The sequence below is a fragment of the Thermogemmatispora argillosa genome (assembly GCF_059696725.1).
This window is the reverse complement of record NZ_AP019377.1, coordinates 179827-196666: the sequence shown is the minus strand read 5'-3', so window position 1 is coordinate 196666 and position 16840 is coordinate 179827. Positions and strand designations below refer to the sequence as shown.

14 protein-coding genes are annotated in these 16840 nt (G+C 61.7%); 11 read left to right on the top strand and 3 right to left on the bottom strand.

The window, feature by feature from the left end; all coding sequences use genetic code 11:
- Positions 1 to 212 precede the first annotated feature (212 nt).
- Positions 213 to 2624: a beta-galactosidase gene (locus AC6H1L_RS00800; RefSeq protein ID WP_497599650.1), complete on the top strand. Its 2412-nt coding sequence runs from the start codon at positions 213 to 215 to the stop codon at positions 2622 to 2624.
- A 15-nt stretch (positions 2625 to 2639) separates the two neighbouring features.
- On the opposite strand, the gene AC6H1L_RS00795 is transcribed toward AC6H1L_RS00800, so the two are convergent.
- Positions 2640 to 3899 carry a glycoside hydrolase family 18 protein gene (locus tag AC6H1L_RS00795; RefSeq protein WP_497599649.1) on the bottom strand — a complete coding sequence of 420 codons (1260 nt, stop codon included), beginning with the start codon at positions 3897 to 3899 and terminating at the stop codon, positions 2640 to 2642.
- Between the two features lie 225 nt (positions 3900 to 4124).
- On the opposite strand from AC6H1L_RS00795, the gene AC6H1L_RS00790 reads away from it, so the two are divergent.
- The 7 genes from AC6H1L_RS00790 to bcp all read left to right on the top strand — a co-directional run bounded on the left by AC6H1L_RS00790 (position 4125) and on the right by bcp (position 11434).
- Positions 4125 to 4538, top strand: coding sequence for a secondary thiamine-phosphate synthase enzyme YjbQ (locus tag AC6H1L_RS00790; RefSeq protein ID WP_069801309.1), 414 nt, complete (start codon positions 4125 to 4127; stop codon positions 4536 to 4538).
- Between the two features lie 231 nt (positions 4539 to 4769).
- The gene (nadB, locus tag AC6H1L_RS00785; protein ID WP_497599648.1) at positions 4770 to 6494 is read left to right on the top strand and encodes an L-aspartate oxidase; all 1725 of its coding nucleotides are present in this window, start codon (positions 4770 to 4772) and stop codon (positions 6492 to 6494) included.
- On the top strand, positions 6487 to 7329 hold the full coding sequence (gene nadC, locus AC6H1L_RS00780) for a carboxylating nicotinate-nucleotide diphosphorylase (protein ID WP_497599647.1): 843 nt from the start codon (positions 6487 to 6489) through the stop codon (positions 7327 to 7329). The genes nadB and nadC overlap by 8 nt, the downstream gene beginning before the upstream one ends.
- 207 nt (positions 7330 to 7536) lie before the next feature.
- Positions 7537 to 8595, top strand: coding sequence for a quinolinate synthase NadA (nadA, locus tag AC6H1L_RS00775; protein WP_497601490.1), 1059 nt, complete (start codon positions 7537 to 7539; stop codon positions 8593 to 8595).
- A gap of 342 nt (positions 8596 to 8937) precedes the next feature.
- A complete protein-coding gene (locus AC6H1L_RS00770) occupies positions 8938 to 9615 on the top strand; it encodes a TMEM175 family protein (RefSeq protein ID WP_497599646.1) in 678 nt (225 codons plus the stop codon).
- Positions 9616 to 9755: 140 nt separating this feature from the next.
- A complete protein-coding gene (locus AC6H1L_RS00765; RefSeq protein WP_497599645.1) occupies positions 9756 to 10742 on the top strand; it encodes an amidohydrolase family protein in 987 nt (328 codons plus the stop codon).
- A gap of 182 nt (positions 10743 to 10924) precedes the next feature.
- A complete protein-coding gene (gene bcp, locus AC6H1L_RS00760) occupies positions 10925 to 11434 on the top strand; it encodes a thioredoxin-dependent thiol peroxidase (protein ID WP_497599644.1) in 510 nt (169 codons plus the stop codon).
- Between the two features lie 91 nt (positions 11435 to 11525).
- On the opposite strand, the gene AC6H1L_RS00755 is transcribed toward bcp, so the two are convergent.
- Positions 11526 to 12359, bottom strand: coding sequence for a phosphate signaling complex PhoU family protein (locus tag AC6H1L_RS00755; protein WP_497599643.1), 834 nt, complete (start codon positions 12357 to 12359; stop codon positions 11526 to 11528).
- Positions 12360 to 12934: 575 nt separating this feature from the next.
- On the opposite strand from AC6H1L_RS00755, the gene AC6H1L_RS00750 reads away from it, so the two are divergent.
- Together AC6H1L_RS00750 and AC6H1L_RS00745 are read left to right on the top strand one after the other, a co-directional pair.
- Positions 12935 to 13570 carry a hypothetical protein gene (locus AC6H1L_RS00750; protein WP_497599642.1) on the top strand — a complete coding sequence of 212 codons (636 nt, stop codon included), beginning with the start codon at positions 12935 to 12937 and terminating at the stop codon, positions 13568 to 13570.
- A gap of 105 nt (positions 13571 to 13675) precedes the next feature.
- Positions 13676 to 14230 carry an acyl-CoA thioesterase gene (locus AC6H1L_RS00745; protein ID WP_497599641.1) on the top strand — a complete coding sequence of 185 codons (555 nt, stop codon included), beginning with the start codon at positions 13676 to 13678 and terminating at the stop codon, positions 14228 to 14230.
- A gap of 32 nt (positions 14231 to 14262) precedes the next feature.
- Here the strand turns inward: AC6H1L_RS00745 and AC6H1L_RS00740 are convergent, their stop codons facing one another.
- Positions 14263 to 15621 carry an MFS transporter gene (locus AC6H1L_RS00740; RefSeq protein WP_497599640.1) on the bottom strand — a complete coding sequence of 453 codons (1359 nt, stop codon included), beginning with the start codon at positions 15619 to 15621 and terminating at the stop codon, positions 14263 to 14265.
- Positions 15622 to 15974: 353 nt separating this feature from the next.
- Between AC6H1L_RS00740 and AC6H1L_RS00735 the strand changes: the two genes are divergently transcribed.
- The gene (locus AC6H1L_RS00735; RefSeq protein WP_497599639.1) at positions 15975 to 16829 is read left to right on the top strand and encodes an SDR family NAD(P)-dependent oxidoreductase; all 855 of its coding nucleotides are present in this window, start codon (positions 15975 to 15977) and stop codon (positions 16827 to 16829) included.
- Positions 16830 to 16840: the final 11 nt, after the last annotated feature.

Genomic DNA, 16840 nt, shown 5'->3' with positions numbered 1-16840 from the left:
TTTATCTGTGGTTGCTCGTCGGACTTTGGTCGCCGTTGTCAGCTAGACAACTATAGTTCCTGACAACAGATCAACATGACGAAATGAGGCCGGCCCTGGTAGCGAGCCACGGGCGCTCAAGACAGGGGCCGGCCCTTCTGGGAGTGCTCAAATATGAGCGAGCCAGCCAGCTAGCTCGTAAGTAGGAGCGAAGAGCAGGAGGGAAAAGCCCATTGTCCGCCACATCCTTACCGTCGTACCTATCCACTGATGATCATTCCTACTATCAGCTTGATCTGCGAGCCTCTGCAACAGCAGAAGAGGCTCAGTGGCAGCCGCGTCTCCTGGCGCGCTCGCCACGTGGAGAGACGCTAGCTCTCGGTCAGTTCTATCTGCTCCGCAATGGGAAGCCCTGGCTTCCTGTGATGGGCGAGTTCCATCCCTCACGCTATCCGCGGCGCTACTGGCGCGAAGCCTTGCAGAAGATGCGCGCCGGCGGCCTATCCGTGGTCTCGATCTACGTCTTCTGGATTCATGTCGAGGAGGAGGAAGGTCACTTTGACTGGTCGGATAATCGCGATCTGCGGGCCTTCGTGCTGTTATGCGCTGATATGGGACTAGAGGTTCTGTTACGCGTGGGGCCGTTTGTGCATGGTGAGTGCCGCAATGGAGGGCTGCCCGACTGGCTCTACGGGCGAGCGATCGCTGTGCGCTCTAACGATGAGCGCTATTTGTTCTACGTGCGGCGCTACTTTGCCGAGGTCGCGCGTCAGGTGCGGGGTCTCTTTTTTCAGGATGGGGGGCCGATTCTCGCTGTGCAGCTAGAGAACGAGTATATGCATGCCGGCGCGCCCTGGGAGCTGACCTTTCGGCCCGGCAGCGAGTGGGTACCGCGAGGGAGCGATGGGCCTGCCCATCTGGAGCGCCTGCGTGCTCTGGCCCGCGAGGTGGGTCTAGAGGCGCCGCTCTACACCTGCACAGCCTGGGGCGGGGCCGCGGTGCCCGCCGAAGGCTTTTTACCGATGCATGCCGCCTATCCTTTCACGCCCTGGGTCCCTGACCCTGCCTTCGAGCCGGTGCCGAGCCGCGAATTTCTCTTTCGCTCGCCGCAGCAGCCAGCAAGCGACTGGTGGCGGGCTGGAGCTTTCCGCTATCCGATAGAGCGCTATCCCTATGCCTATTGTGAGCTAGGGGCTGGCATCCAGATGACCTATCTTCATCGTCCGCTCGTACCGCCCGAGTGTACGCAGGCCCTGGCCGTAGTGGCTCTGGGCAGCGGCTGCAACTGGCTCGGCTATTACATGTATCATGGCGGATCGAACCCGGCGGGCCGTCATGGCTTCCTCAATGAATTTACCGTCCCCCGCCTCTCCTATGATTTTCAGGCGCCGCTCGGTGAGTATGGTCAGCTTCATGCTTCCTATCATCATCTGCGTCTCATCCATCTCTTTTTGGAGCAGTTTGGCAGTCAACTCGCGCCTCTGCCCGTGGTGCTCCCGCCGGGAGCGAGCACTTTGGAGCCGCAGGAGACCGGCGTGCTGCGCTATGCGGCACGTGCGCAGCAGGGGCAAGGTTTTCTCTTCGTGAATGCCTATCAGGATCACGTCGAGAGGCGCGATGTGGAGGGAATTGTCCTGGAGGTGCTCCTGCCACGGGGGCGGCTGCGCCTGCCGCGCGAGGGCAGCCTGAGACTGCGTCAGGGGGTGAGCGCGATCTTGCCCGTAGGATTGGAGCTGAGCGGCGGCCTGCATCTGCGCTATGCCACTGCCCAGCCGCTCACGGTTCTGCAGCAGGCTGACGGGCGAACGACCGCGGTCTTTTTTGCTCCCGAGGGGCTTGAGCCTGAGTTTGCGCTGACGCGAGAGAGCTGCCGCGCTCTGACGGTCCAGGGTGGGCGCAGGGCAGAGGAAGAGGAGACCCTCTATGCCTGGCCACAGCCTGGCCTGGGAACACGTCTGGAGGCGACGGGAGCTTCCGGGGAGACTGTGGAGCTACTGGTTTTGTCTCAAGAGGAGGCTCTGCATTGCTGGAAAGTGAAGCTGGCCGGCCATGAGTATCTGCTGCTCACGGAGGGCGAAGGAGCAGCCTGGGTGGATGCTGATCCTGCTGAGGCGCGGCTTACGGTCTGCTGGCAGGGAGAGGCCCAGCTTGATCTGTTGAGCTATCCACGTTTACCCGTCTCGCTCGTGGCTTCGGGCTTGCTGGAAGACAGGGGCGCGGCGGGACTGTTCTGGCGCTACCGTCTGCGGCGCTCTCCCTGGAAGGCGCGCTGGTCGCTGGAGCAGCCCGAGCCGCAGGTGGTGCGCCTGCGCCTGGCAGCAGAGGCCCTGGAGGGGGTGCGCGATCTCTTTCTGCGTGTGGACTGCGTGGCCGATGTGGGGCAGGCCTTCGTCGATGGGCACCTGGTGGCTGACTACTTTGGTTCCGATCTGCCGTGGGTGATTGGGCTGAAGCGCTTTGCCCAACCGGGGCGCGAGCTTGAGCTGATCCTGCGCTTTACGCCGTTGCGGGCCGATGCGCCGGTCCTGCGTTACTTCGCCAGGGAGCGGCTCCCCTTGCCGGCCAGCGATGGCACGCTACCGGTGACTGTGCGGGGAGTTCAGCTAATGCCTGAGTATGGAATCGAGCTGCCCTGGCGCGCGTGAGTCTGCCGACATGGCTCACGCCGCTCCATTGGGCAGCACCGGTAGCAGCGCGCGCCAGAGTGTGCCCGGCTCCCACGTCGCGCGATACCAGACGGCGATCTGTAAATAGGCATGGGCGCTGCTAAACTGGGGCGTCTGCTGCAATATAGCGCGAAACTCGCGAATGATGCGTAGCAGATTGGCGGCGGTGTGGTACCAGATGGCGTGCCTGACCCCGTTGCTATCGGTGTAGACCAGATGGGCAGCGTAGGGGTCGTTCAGGTTGCTGGCCTGCTGGTCGATCTGGTTGGCGGGAATACTCTTAACCAGGGCCACGGCGTCGGCGTAGTTGATCCCTCCGTCAAAGATCCAGTGCCCATCGGCGGCCTGGTGCCAGCCTGCGCCATAGAGCGGAAACTCCCAGACAATGCGCGGCAGCATCTGGGGCATGGTCTTGAGCGCATAGGCCAAAATCTGCTTAAGCCAGGGCACGCTTACGGTCGGTCCCGGGGTGAAATAGGACTGGTCCAGCGACATGATCACGAGAAAATCGGCGCAGTGCCCTAGCAGCGACCAGTCTTCAAAACCGTTGAGGTTGTAATAATCGTCGCGGTCGGCCACCTTGTGAATGAGGGCGATGCCGTAGGGCTTGTTGATGGCCTGCATGGCCTTCCAGACCAGACGGTTATAGTCCGCAAAGAGCTGCTGAATCTGCGGATAGGTGCGATCGGCTCCCTCCAGATCCATGATCACCCCGTCGTAGCTGCCCTGCTTGACGACGTTGACGATCGCCTGAATATAGGCCGGCTGTTGAGTGGCCGTCTTAATGTAGTCCGACTGCTGCCGGGCTGTCCAGCCGTTAGCGTCGGTCTCCATTGTGACCGTCAAGTAGGCTTTGCCTCCCTTGCTATGGATCAGGCGTACAACGTTCTCCATGCTGAGCGTCCCCGCCTGGCAGTTATTGCTCTCGCCGTTCATGAGCTGCCCTGTCAGGGGATTCACCCAGCCGCTGCCGACGAGAGCGGCATCAGGGTTAATGTCGGCGGTCTGCAGGTATGCCTGAATGCCGCGCTGGCAGTCGCGCCCGACGATCCAGCCGAGTGAGGCCAGCTTCCCATTGAGCAGTGGAAGGGACTGCACGGTGCTCTGATTCTGTTGTTGCAAGGTTACATCGCTGCCGGTCCAGAGAAAGCTGAGTGGAGCACGTGCGCGCACGGCCCCCATCAGCAGCGTCAGGATAATCGCCAGGGCGATCAGCAGGAAACCGGTCAGCACGCCGCGCTTGCGCTGCTGCATGCCACTCCCTCTCTGTTGCCACTGCTGGAGAGCTGAACCACTCTGTTTCAGAGCGTACCATATTCGCTCTCCCAAAAGAAAGAGCCTGGCCGAAACGGCTGGATTGTCCGCTGCCGGCCCCGGCACTATACTAAAACGGAGCGACTCGCCAGCGGGACGCGCGGGTCAGCTCGTAATGAATCGCGGCTAAGCGATTGCTCATCAGCTATACGGCAGGAGGCTCCTGTGAAGTCACATACGGCCTATCTTACCTTCCACACCAGGAAGCGCAAGGAGATTATTCCCATCACTGACCAGGTTGAGCGTATCATTCGCGAAAGCGGCATTCAAGAGGGGTTGGCCCTGGTTTCCTCGATGCACCTGACGGCTAGCGTGATTATCCAGGACGAGGAATCGGGCCTCTGGCGCGACATCATGGAGTGGGCCGAGCAGGTGGCTCCCGAGCGGCCCGACTACCATCACCATCGCACTGGCGAGGATAATGGCGATGCCCATCTCAAGAATCTCTTGATGCATCTGCAGGTGGTCATTCCTATCACGCGCGGGCGCTTCGACGCCGGTCCCTGGCAGCGCCTCTTCTACGTCGAGTTCGATGGCCAGCGCGATAAGCGCGTCATTGTCAAGGTGATCGGTGAATAGTCAGGCTTCTTCTTCGCATCCCACAGGGGGATATGTCTGGGCTGGGGCCAGATCACAAGCGCGCTCGCGCTTTCGGCGCGGCGCTTCCCCGGCCCCTTGTTTTCTGACCACTTCGCTGGTATACTTGTTAGCAACACGGTTGGTGTATTTGATACACCTTTTTCTTTTTTGAGGCCAGTTAGTGTAAAATTTACACTTAATGGCTACGGACCGCAACAAGAAGGGACCATCATGGCGAGCTGCCAGAGATATGATGTTGCCATTGTCGGCGCTGGCATCGCCGGCCTAACCGTGGCTCTCGGCCTGCCGTCCGACTGGCGCGTAGCCCTCCTGACCAAAGGGCGGCTGGGGGAGAGCAACACGCGCTACGCGCAAGGAGGGCTAGCGGCGGCACTGGGGCCGGACGACAGTCCTGCCCTCCATTACGCAGACACCCTGGCGGCGGGGGCGGGCCTCTGCGATGCCGCAGCTGTGCGGCTCCTTGTCGAAGAGGCGCCAGCAGCCGTGCGCTGGCTCATTGAGCTGGGCGTCCGTTTCGATCGCGCGGCGCCCGAAACGAGCACCGAGGTCACAACTGCTGACGGCCTGCTCCTGGGTCAAGAAGCGGCGCATTGCCGGCGGCGCATTCTCCACGCGGGTGGCGACGCCACAGGAGCCGAGATAGAGCGGGCCTTGCTAGCGGCCCTTATGGAGCGCCGGCATGTCACCATTTACCCCGACACTCCCGTCTGCGCCTTGCTACTCGACGAGACTGTCGCGGGTTGCCGTGGCTTGCTGGCCCTTGATCCGCAGGGGCTGCCCATTGTTGTCGAAGCGCGCGACATCGTCCTAGCCTCCGGTGGGGCTGGCAACCTCTGGGCCTACACCTCCAATCCTGCCGGGGCCACTGCCGATGGTCTGGCCCTGGCCTGGCGCGCTGGGGCAGCCTTAGCCGACCTGGAGTTTATCCAGTTTCATCCGACCGTGCTCAAGGTGAACGGCACCACGCATCTCATCTCAGAGGCCGTGCGCGGCGAGGGGGCCTATCTGCGCAACCATGCCGGTGAGCGCTTCATGCTGCGTTACCATCCTCTAGCCGAGCTTGCCCCGCGCGACGTGGTGGCCCGGGCCATTCTGAGCGAGATGCTGGCCGAGGGCACAGATTGCCAATACCTCGACCTGACCCATCTTCCTGATGAGCGGATGTACGCCCGCTTTCCCACCATTGCCGCCCTCTGTCGTCGTCACGGCCTGGACCTGGCCCACGACCTGTTACCCGTGGCGCCGGCGGCTCATTACTGCATGGGCGGTGTTCTGGTGGACCTGCAGGGGTGCAGTACGCTTCCACATCTCTACGCCGTCGGCGAGGTGGCCTGTACCGGCGTGCATGGTGCCAATCGTCTTGCCAGCAACTCTTTGCTTGAAGGACTGGTTTTTGGGCGCCGCCTGGCTGCCGTGCTTCGCGGCGAAGCGCCGGCCCACAGTTCGGGGGCCGGCGGACGGCAACAGCGCGAGTTGAGGCTGTCGCTCGCCACGGCTCAGGCGGAGGATTGGCCCCTACCGCCAGACTGGGTCGGGCCGGAGGAGCTGGCGCAGGCCCTGCAGCGCGAGCTACGAGATCTGATGTGGCGCTCGGTCTCGCTCTATCGTGATGAGGATGGTTTGCGGGAAGCCTGGCGCCAGCTTCAGCAGCTACGCGCCCGCTTTGCAGGGGCTGCCCGACCGCGCGCCCCGCGCGAACCCTTGGGGCGCCGCTGGCTGGAGACCCTTAACATGCTTGATAGCGCAGCCCTTGTCATTCACGCTGCCCTGGAGCGGCGCGAGAGTCGAGGCAGCCACTGGCGCCGCGACTATCCCCAGCCTGATCCCTCGCTCAACGGCGTCAGCCTTGTTCTGCGGCCCGCTCCTGCTGGGCAGCGCGCCGCTGAAAGCACTAGAGACAGGACTCTGCAGCCCAAAGGAAGACCGTATGTCTGAACTCCCGCTTGACCTGATCAGACAGGCCCTCCTCGAAGATGGGGCCTATCGCGATCTCACGACCTTATGCACCGTGCCCGCCGAGGCCCAGGCGCAAGCCGTTCTGCTGGCGCGGCGCGAGGGGGTCATCGCTGGTCTCGCGCTTGCGCTTGCCGCCTTTCGCCTGCTTGACGAGCGTGTCCAGGCAGAGGCGCGCATCAGAGAGGGGGAGGCCGTTACTGCGAATCAGGTGCTGGCCTCTCTCAGCGGGCCGGCGCGGGCCTTGCTGAGCGCTGAGCGCGTGGCTCTCAACTTCCTCGCTCATCTCTCCGGCATTGCCACCCTTACCGCGCGCTGCGTGCACGCCGTGGCTGGAACCGGTGTGCGCATCCTTGACACCCGCAAAACCACGCCCGGTTTGCGGGCCCTCGAAAAGGAGGCGGTGCGTCTGGGAGGGGGCCACAACCATCGCTTTGGTCTGAGCGATGGCATTCTGATCAAAGACAACCACATCAAGGCCGCCGGCGGTCTGGCGGCTGCCATTGAGGCTGTGCGCCGCCAGGTGCCACATTTGCTCAAGATCGAAGTCGAATGCGAGACCCTTGAGGAGGTTCGGGCCGCCGTGGAAGCCGGAGCTGACGTGATTTTGCTCGACAACATGGATCTAGAGCAGTTGCGCCACGCAGTAGCCCTGGTTCGCTCCACGGCGCCCGGTGTCCTGCTGGAGGCCTCGGGCGGCATTGGCCCTGATCCTGAGCGTCTGGCCGCCGTTGCCGCCACCGGAGTTGACTTCATCTCCCTGGGGGCACTGACGCACTCTGCTCCCAGCCTGGACGTCGCTCTAGAGTTTCTCTAGCCGTTGCCTTTTGCCTTTGTCTTTGTCTGCAGCGTTACAGGCGAGCGTCTGAAGAAGCGAAAGGAAGGAGAAGCTGATCCTATGGCTCTGCGAGTAGCCTGTGAAACCAGCCAGGAGAGCCGCATTCTACCCTTGCTGCATCCCGCTGCGCGCGATCAGTATGCGCATGGGGGGCGCGCCGACCAGATCCCGCGCCGCTATGCCGAGATGGATGGGGCTGAACTGGATCGGCGCATCAGCCAGGCTAAGGCTGCCCTCGGTCGGCGCCTGCTGATCCTGGGGCACCACTATCAGCGCGATGAGATTATCAAGTATGCCGACCTGCGCGGCGACTCCTTCAAGCTCGCCCAGCAGGCGGCGGCGCGGCCCGAGGCCGACTACATCGTCTTCTGCGGCGTCCACTTTATGGCTGAGAGCGCCGATATTCTCAGCGCCCCTCATCAAATTGTCATTCTGCCCAATCCGACCGCTGGCTGCTCTATGGCCGATATGGCGAATATCGCCGAAGTCGAAGAGTGTTGGGAGACCCTCAACGATGTCTTAGGCGATGAGGCCGATCTTGTGCCGGTCACCTATATTAATTCGGCGGCCAGCCTCAAGGCTTTCTGTGGCGAGCGCGGCGGTATTGTCTGTACCTCCAGTAACGCCCGCAAGGTCATGGAATGGGCCTTTAGCCGCGGGCGGCGCCTGCTTTTCTTCCCCGATGAGCACCTTGGGCGCAATACGGGCCTCGCCTATGGCATTCCAGAGGAGGAGATGATCGTCTGGAATCCCAAAAATCCCCAGGAGACGCTTGACGATGAAGAGCGCCTACGGCGCGCGCGCCTGATTCTCTGGAAGGGCTACTGTTCGACTCACATGCGTTTCACTGTGGAGCAGATTGCCAAAGCGCGCGCTGAGTATCCCGACATCACTGTCATTGTCCATCCCGAGTGCCGGCGCGAGGTGGTCGCAGCCGCAGACCTCTATGGCTCGACGGAATATATCATTCAGCAGATCGAGCGGGCTCCGGCGGGCAGCAAATGGGCCGTGGGAACCGAAATCAACCTGGTCCATCGTCTGGCCCAGGAGCATCCCGACAAGCTCATCTTCTGCCTCGATCCGATCGTGTGCCCCTGCTCAACCATGTACCGCATCCATCCGGCTTATCTGGCCTGGGTTCTGGAGGCGCTTGTCGAAGGCCAGGTTGTCAACCAGGTAAAGGTAGCGCCCGAGATAGCCCACTGGGCGCGCGTGGCTCTCGATCGGATGCTGGCGCTCAAGTAACGGCTGCGCCGCCTTCGGCCCAGCAGGCGCGCTCAACAAGGTGCATCACTGCAGAAAGCGTGCAGGTCAAAGGCCTGACCTGCACGCTTTCTTGGCGATCAGGCTGCGTACTGGTCTCTTTTCCACTTCTTAGGACCTGCCTCTCTTGCCAAGGAGCGCCGCCTGCTGCTATGCTAAGGAAGCTACAAGACCGGCATTGGCTTGTTAGAGATGCCTGCGGCGCTCAACAAGCTCGTGTAGGCTACTCGCCAGCCTGGCGGTAGCGACAGACTCGCGATAAGGGATAACGATGGAGAATGACACAGGCGTAGCGCAGAGTTTCTTCTTGTGAGGGTGAGTATAATGATGACAAGGAGAGATCAGAAGTCTGGCGATCTCCTGGCAAGCAAAGATCGTCTGAGCGCATTGAGCGATGGCGTCGTGGCGGTCTCTATGACCCTGCTGGTTCTTGATATCCGCTTGCCGGACGGCCTGAAGGCGGCGACCTTTAGCGCCGCCCTCCTCGACCTTCTCCCGCGCTTCTTCATTTACACTGTAACCTTTGCTTTGTGCTCCTCCTACTGGTACGGTCAGCATCGCTTAATGGATCGGATGAGGGTGGTCGATGGCGGCTTCTCTGCATTGTGCTTGCTCTTTCTTTTTTTTATTACCCTGTTGCCGCTGGTGATGAGCACCTTCGGGCGGTATCCAACTGAGCCGCTGGCGGTCATGCTCTATGCACTTGATCTGGCCTGTTGTGGCCTGTCGCTGGTGCTGCTGACCTGGTACGCGGTCTTTCACCGCGGACTGCTTGAGCCCGACGTTGGGCCCCAAATATGGGAGCATGCGCTCTATTATGGCCTGCCCGTCTCGCTGCTGCTGTTGTGTCCCCTGCTGGCGCTGCCCTTCTCTCGCCAGGTGTTTCCAGTGCTGCTTTGCTGGTCGCTGATCCCGGGAGTGATTGGCCTGACGCGCTTGATCGGACGCCGACGGCTCCTGCGGCTGCGCAAAGAGCCAGGGAAGTCTGACCAGCGGGAGTGAGACCTACCCCGCGAGCGGCGCCCCCTCATGCCTTCGCCTGGCTCCGAAAGCTGTCTCTGGAAGGTCAGCGCTATGATCAAAAGAGAGAGGTTCAGGCCAAGGCCTGCCGGCCTGCTGGCTGAGGCACAAGGAGGAAGAGCATGAAAATCATCGCTCTTGAGGAGCATTTTCAGATCGCTGAGATCAATCGCGCGGCGGCGAAGTGGCTCCCCGCACAGGGTGGCTTCCGCCCTGTAGGCTATCGTCAGCCTGAGCGCGAGCTAGAGGACCTCGGTGAGGGACGGCTGCGGGCTATGGACAGCATGGGCATCGACCTGCAGGTCCTCTCTTACACCGCCGTGGCCCTGCCTGAGCTCCCTGCCGCGGAAGCTGTGCCGCTCATGAGGGAGATCAACGATCGGCTGGCTGCTGCTATCCAGGCGCACCCTGATCGTTTTGCCGGCTTCGCTACTCTGCCCTTGACTGATCCCGAAGCGGCGGCGCGCGAGCTGGAGCGGGCCGTTTCCCGGCTGGGCTTCAAAGGAGCTATGATCAACGGGCGCGTTCAAGGCCTCTTCCTGGATGATCCGCGTTTTCGCCCCGTATTGGAGGCGGCGGAAGCCCTTGACGTTCCCATCTATCTGCACCCGGCGCCGCCTCCCGAGCCCGTGATTGAAGCCTGTTACGCGGGGCTGCCCGCCAATGTCACTAGCGTCTTTGCTACGGCTGGCTGGGGTTGGCATCTGGAGACCGGCATTCACGCCCTGCATCTGATCCTGGCCGGCGTCTTCGATCGCCATCCGCGCCTGAAAATGATCCTTGGCCACTGGGGCGAGATGATCCCCTTCTATCTCGCGCGCATCGATCAGACGCTGACTCCGGCTGCTACGCATCTGCAGCGGCCAGTAGCTGACTATTTCTTGGAGCACTTCTACGTTACTCCCAGCGGTATGTTTACCCTGCCGCCGTTGCTGCTGACGCTGCAGATCATGGGGGCCGATCGTATCCTGTATGCCGTTGACTATCCCTATATTCAGGACAGGCAGGCGCGGGCCTTCTTGGAGCGGGCGCCGCTCAGTCCGGCTGATCGTGAGAAGATCGCTCATGGCAATGCTGAGCGCCTGCTCAAGTTGGGTGGGGCTGCTTGAGCCGGGGGTAGAGAGGTGCTGCGCTCCTGGCCTGCCGGAGCAGCGGGCAAGGCGGCGAACCTTGCCCGCGACAGCATGGCGGTGGTACTGTGTAAGCAGCGCCTCGGGCGTCGATCCGGAGTTTGGTCTGTCTGCGGAGAGCGCCCAGGGCCATTATCTTCGTGCAGACGAAAGGATCAGCGATGAGCGAAACGATAGAGCGTGTCCTCCTGGAGGAGGGCCAGCCTGCGCCCGATTTCACCTTGCCCGTCGTGGGCGGCGACGAGACAACTGGCGACCAGCTTCATCTGGCCGACCTGCGCGGGCGTGTGGTGGTGCTCTACTTTTATCCGCGGGATAATACTCCTGGTTGCACGACGGAAGCCTGCAACTTCCGCGATATGCACCCTGAGTTTCGCCGGCGCGGCATCGCCGTGCTAGGGATCAGCGCCGATGCCGTCGACTCGCATCGCGACTTTGCCGAGAAGTATCACTTACCTTTTCCCTTGCTGTCTGACGTTGGGGCCGCTGTGGCGCGTCAGTACGGAGCTTACGGCGAAAAGACCCTCTACGGGCGCAAGTATCTCGGCGTCCAGCGTATGACCTTTCTTATCGACCGCGACGGGATCATACGCAAGGTATGGCGCAGCGTCAAGCCCGATGGGCATGCTCAGGAAGTGCTGCAGGCTATCGAGCAGCTTCAGCTTGCCTGATGGCCCGCGGCAAGGGAGGAGCAGGGGCTGCCGCCCTGGTTGAGCCTGCTGCTCCTCCTCCTGGCTGCCGCTGGGAGTTGGCGGCACTACTCTACTGGAGCTGTTCGGCAGGGCAGCGTACCTGGAGCTGGCGCTCAAGGCGTTGCAGTGTGCGAATGTCGCGCAGTCCCTCGACCAGGAAGACCAGTCGCTCACAGAGCGTGGTGCCGTGGAGGCTTATATCTCGTAGCGAAGAGACAAAGCCCCAAAGGAGCATGAACCAGCGCTGACTGACGTTGTCGCCTGCCTGTTCCGACGCTGTCTCCTCTGGCTGACGTGCTCCTGCCGCGGCTGCCAGACCGCTCAAGAGATCGTGCTGCAGTCGCGCGAGATGACAGCGAAAGTAGCGCTGCCGGCGCCAGAGGCGCCGGGCTTCCTGCGTGTCCCAGCAGGCAAGGGCCTCGATGCTCGCCTTTGTCAGAGCGTTGGCCTGCTGGCCGAGCAGCGTAATCCGCTCAAAAAGGGCGGCGACGGGTAGCGGAGTCAGGGCGCTGCTCGAACGCTGGACCTGGATGCTCACTGCTGGCGTGGCGCAGGCCTGGAACCAGAGTAGCAGACGGGCCAGCTCGCGCGCCTCATCGGCAAGCTGTAGCAGCGTCGCCACAAGGAGCGGTAGCGAGCAAACCAGGCGCCGCCGGCTCTCGCTCTGGACGACATGGCCATCCGGGGCGATCAGTAGCTGGCTGGCCTCCTCCTCGATACTGTATCCCAGAGCGGTTAGCCGCGGATCGCCTTGCAATAGAGCGCTCGCGAGAGCCAGATCAACGGTCGCGATCGCTGTCAGCGCCAGCCTGAGCCGCTCGCTCGTGAGCCTGCCCAATTCAATCAGCCGTAGCCATAGCGCTTCAACCGTTGATAGTGAATAGGAGCTATCTATCTCAGTCATTGCTGTTAGTGTCCACTAGCTGCCCATGAATTTCTCTCCTCTGGCGAAGACTCTTCGCCAGATGGTGATAGATAGATGGTGAGGAGCACACTGGCTGACCACACCCCGCAGCAGTGAGCGGAGCACGACTTGCCGTGGTCAGCCACCCCTGGCCATCGATACCACTGTTAGAGAAAATAGTCTGGGTTGTTCTCAGCAAGGACACAGAAAGCCTTTCCTCTCTCACGCTTGCGGCACAAGACAACGTTGCGCCGGCCTGGTGGGCGAACAAAACCCCGTGTTAAGGAGACTGAGCACCTGGCTGACCGCTCCCGATCAGCCCCAAAAAGCAGAGGAGAGGACGTTATCATCGACGTAAAGCGGTACAGCGGGGAAGGCCGGCCCAGCCCTGGCCTCAAGTAGCAAGGAAGGTGAGAATTGGGCCAGTCATCTGGCTTGGGCCTGGCTTGAGCTGATAAAGACTGCTATAATAAGGCGGCGCATCAGGCCAGGCCAGACCAGACCAGACCGCTTCCAGGCCGTTTCCACGCCGATCACCAGTGTGCCAACAAGCTGAAGTGGAGGGCTGCCCAGCGATGAAATATGCGATCAAATTCCTGTTCGTAGGATTGAGTCTTTCACTCTTACTGGCGACTGTTTTGAGCGCCTGCAATCTCTTTGGGGAGACTGCGAGCACCCCAACACCCACGCCCACAGCGACGGCCAGGCCATCCGCGGGAGCTGGGACCAATCCGACCAGTATGCTGGTCAGCTATCGCGGAGATGGCTACCTCATTGGCTACCCTCGCGGCTGGAAGGTTGACACCAGCAAGCCGGGCTTTGTGACCTTCTCTGATCCCGCGGGCATTGCCTATCTCTCGGTCCATGTCCAGACCAACCCCAATGGCCTCATCTCGGCCCAAGATCAGGTTACTGTTGGCCTGCAGCTCTTCCGCTCGCAGGTCACTCACTATCAGCCGGTAAGCGTCGACCCGACCACCACTGTAGCTGGCGAGCGCTGGAGCCAGGGGGCGGCAACCGGCGACCTGCGTGTCCAGGGCCAGCCCAATCCGGTTCTGGTTAAAATCGTCGTCTTGGCCGACAATCATCCGGCAAACTCTCCTCAGACCCGCGGCTTTACCATCGCCTATGCCACTGCCCAGCAGGTCTTTGATCTGGCTGAGGAGGGAGAATTTCAGCCGATGCTCCAGTCCTTCACTTTTACAAGCTGAGTGAGACCCAGACTGCGCGCCAGGCTTTCCACTCCTGAGCATGGGCATGGGAAGCGTGACCAGCGCTCATTAACCTAATGGAGAAAGACGGAGCGAAAGGAGCATATGGAGCTGTTCGATAAGGCTAAGGAGCGAGCAAGCTCACCGCCAGAGATCGACAGAAGTCAGGGACACACCATCGCCTACTCACGAACCACCAGCAGCCGTCTCATGGGCGTCCTGGATGCCAACGCCAACGGCAATGTTCACGGCGGCGTCATCATGCGCATGGTCGATGAGGCGGCGGCGGTGGTTGCCATCAAGCATTCACACCGCAACGTAGTCACAGCGCGAGTTGAACGTTTTGACTTTCTTGCGCCGGCCTATCTAGGAGACGTCGTCTCAGTACACTGCGAGCTGCAGTATGTGGGGCGCACCAGTATGGAAGTAGGTGTACGTGTCACAGCGGAGGACCCCCTGACCGGCGAGGTCCGACACGTCGCCAGTAGTCGCGTCATCTATGTGGCGCTTGACGAGCACGGCAAACCCACGCCGGTCCCGCCGCTCGTTCCTGGCAATGAAGAAGAGCGCGCCATCATCGAGCGCGCTCGCCTGCGCCGTCAACGGATGCAGAAACTCGAAGAGGAACTGGCAAAGCTAGAAGAAGGTAGCCCTGAATGAGGGAGGGCCTGGCTGGGCCAGGCTGGACTAGACTAGGTATCACGCGCCTCGGCCTGACCCCTGGACGACGCTGGCGACGATGCCTCTGCTCCAGGCTGCTCATCTACGAAATGGATATCGTGCAGGAGCAGGCGTACGATCGCGCTGCCTAGCAGAACCAGGCTCCCAATGCCAGAGAAGAAGGTATCCACAGGGCCGAACGTCAGGCCGAACACGGCGCCACGGAAATCGTGCAGGACTGTGCTCACCAGGGCCCCAGCCAGGGCCGCACTCAGAACTGAGGCCAGGCTACCAGCCGGTGTGAGCACCGCTGTCACCCGCCCCACAAACTCACGGGCCGTCAGCCGCAACACCAGCGGCTCGACGGCCACATTGACAGCGATCCAGGTTGCGCCCACCAGAAAGATCAAGCCGAAGGCCGGCCCTATGCTCGTCATGCGAGCCAGCAGCAGCGTAGTCAGCCCCAGCGCACAGGTTGCCCCCCAGAGCAGGCGTGGTAGCCCAAGGCGATTAGCAATGAGCCCCGCGATCAAGGCCCCGGCAATAGCCCCCAGACCAAGCACCGTGCCTAGCGGACCGTAAAGGTTGGGCTGAGCATGCAGGTTATCGGTGACAAAAAAGATAGCCAGGGCATTCAGTGCACCAAAGGCGCTCATGCTCAAAAGGCTGGCCAACAGAACGGCCAAAAGCCCACGGTTGCCGATCAGGACATGCAAACCGGCGCGGAAGTCCTGGCCGAAGCTGATAGGCTGGTCACTCTCTAGAGACTTCTCAACGGGAACGCGGATCAGGGCGATTGTGAGAAATGAGACGGCGAAAGAGAGAGCATCGGCGATCACTGCCCATTGGATGCCGAAGTTAAAAACGAGCAGGGAACCGATGGCAGGCCCCACGATAACAGAGAGGCCCATCGTTGCCTGACTCAAGCTAGTAGCCCGCGCCAGATCCTCCGGCCCCACAATATCGCCGATCAGGGCCAGGCGCGCAGGATTAAAGAACTGACCACAGCTCTGGTCGAGGAGCACCACAATGTAGGTCGCACCAAGCTGCCAGCCAGGCGGTGGCTCCAGCGCCCCAAGAAAAGGCAGGGTAGGGAAAAGAGCCCAGGCCAGGCAGCCGGTTAAGGCCATGCGCAGACCATCGGTGCGCAGCATGGTCAGTCGCCGCGACCAGCGATCAACAAAGACGCCGGCCAGGGGGCCGATGATCGCCACTGGCACATATTCAGCAATAAAGACACCGCTGACCGCCACGGGGGCCCAGGAGCGTCCCCGTCCCAGATCATTGGCAATCCAAAGCACAAGCGCTGCTCCCAGAATCACATCGCCCAGGTTGGAAATGGCCTGGCCAAGCCAGAGCAGCGCGAAGTTGCGGTTAATCAGGACTTTCATCTATAGTCAGGCTAACCACGCTGAGCGTGCTGCAAGAGAAGAATGCTCTTGAAATGACCCCGCACGCCAGCGCTACTATTAACAGAGGGGCCTGTTGCCCCTGGCGCCGGGCGCGGCGAGAGCTGCCGGCTCCCTGAGCCAAGCCGACAGCGATGCGGCAGCGCGGGCGCTCTCGCGGCGGCTCTTCATCCTGCTGCCTGCCGACCCCCTCTACAGCGTGTCACAGCAAGAGCGGCGCTGTCAAGGTGAGCTGCGCTCTGAGGCCGGCAGAGGGAGGAACCAGCGAGAGGCAGCGGGGGAAGCAAACCGGCCCTATGCTCTTGTGGAAGGCGAACACGAACAGGAGGATTCTGTTGGCATATCACTATCGTGGAAAGACAGCTTTGATTACGGGGGCTTCATCCGGTATTGGGCTGGCATTTGCCCATGCCCTGGCCGCGCGCGGCATGCATCTCATCCTTGTAGCACGTTCCGAAGAGCGTCTGCAGCAGCTAGCCAGGGAGCTGAGAGAGCGAAATGGCATCCAGGCCGAAGTCATAGCGATCGACCTCAGCCGTGAGGGGGCAGCAACGCAACTGGCCAACGCCGTGCAAGAGCGTGGCCTCAGCGTTGATCTTCTCATCAACAACGCCGGCTTCGGCACCTATGGCCCCTTTGCCGAGCAGTCAGCCGCGCGCGAGCATCAAGAGATCATGCTCAATGTCACAGCACTTGTCGATCTCACCCATGCCTTCCTCCCCCCGATGTTGGCCCGAGGGGAAGGAGCAATCATCAATCTGGCCTCGCTGGCGGCCTTTCTGCCTATTCCCCACATGGCCGTCTATGCCGCTACCAAAGCCTTCGTCCTCTCCTTCAGCCAGGCCCTATGGACCGAATATCGACACCAGGGACTACGCGTGCTGGCTGTCTGTCCTGGCCCCGTTGCGACCAACTTCTTTGCTGTCATGGGCACCTCTCAAGAGGGCATGCCCGGCCTGGTCCTTTCCCCTGAGCGGGTCGTGACAGCCAGCTTGCGCGCTCTGGAACAAGGGCGCAGCCAGGTTGTCCCTGGTCTGCTTAACAAGCTCATGGCCTTCAGTACGCGCCTGGTCCCGCGGACGCTGGGGGCGCGCGTCGCCGGCAACTTCCTGCCTCGTCGCTCGCAGCCTGGCAAGCCAGCAGTGGGTAGCAGCCCCCTTCCCTCAAGGCCGGGGCCAGAGCCACGCTAAGTCAAAGGCAG

Excerpts from the sequence above, each read along its gene's own strand:
- AC6H1L_RS00795 (WP_497599649.1), bottom strand. The coding sequence starts at position 3,899 with ATGCAGCAGCGCAAGCGCGGCGTGCTGACCGGTTTCCTGCTGATCGCC.
- nadB (WP_497599648.1), top strand. The coding sequence starts at position 4,770 with ATGGCGAGCTGCCAGAGATATGATGTTGCCATTGTCGGCGCTGGCATC.
- nadC (WP_497599647.1), top strand. The coding sequence starts at position 6,487 with ATGTCTGAACTCCCGCTTGACCTGATCAGACAGGCCCTCCTCGAAGAT.
- nadA (WP_497601490.1), top strand. The coding sequence starts at position 7,537 with ATGGATGGGGCTGAACTGGATCGGCGCATCAGCCAGGCTAAGGCTGCC.
- AC6H1L_RS00770 (WP_497599646.1), top strand. The coding sequence starts at position 8,938 with ATGATGACAAGGAGAGATCAGAAGTCTGGCGATCTCCTGGCAAGCAAA.
- AC6H1L_RS00765 (WP_497599645.1), top strand. The coding sequence starts at position 9,756 with ATGAAAATCATCGCTCTTGAGGAGCATTTTCAGATCGCTGAGATCAAT.
- bcp (WP_497599644.1), top strand. The coding sequence starts at position 10,925 with ATGAGCGAAACGATAGAGCGTGTCCTCCTGGAGGAGGGCCAGCCTGCG.
- AC6H1L_RS00755 (WP_497599643.1), bottom strand. The coding sequence starts at position 12,359 with ATGACTGAGATAGATAGCTCCTATTCACTATCAACGGTTGAAGCGCTA.
- AC6H1L_RS00750 (WP_497599642.1), top strand. The coding sequence starts at position 12,935 with ATGAAATATGCGATCAAATTCCTGTTCGTAGGATTGAGTCTTTCACTC.
- AC6H1L_RS00745 (WP_497599641.1), top strand. The coding sequence starts at position 13,676 with ATGGAGCTGTTCGATAAGGCTAAGGAGCGAGCAAGCTCACCGCCAGAG.
- AC6H1L_RS00740 (WP_497599640.1), bottom strand. The coding sequence starts at position 15,621 with ATGAAAGTCCTGATTAACCGCAACTTCGCGCTGCTCTGGCTTGGCCAG.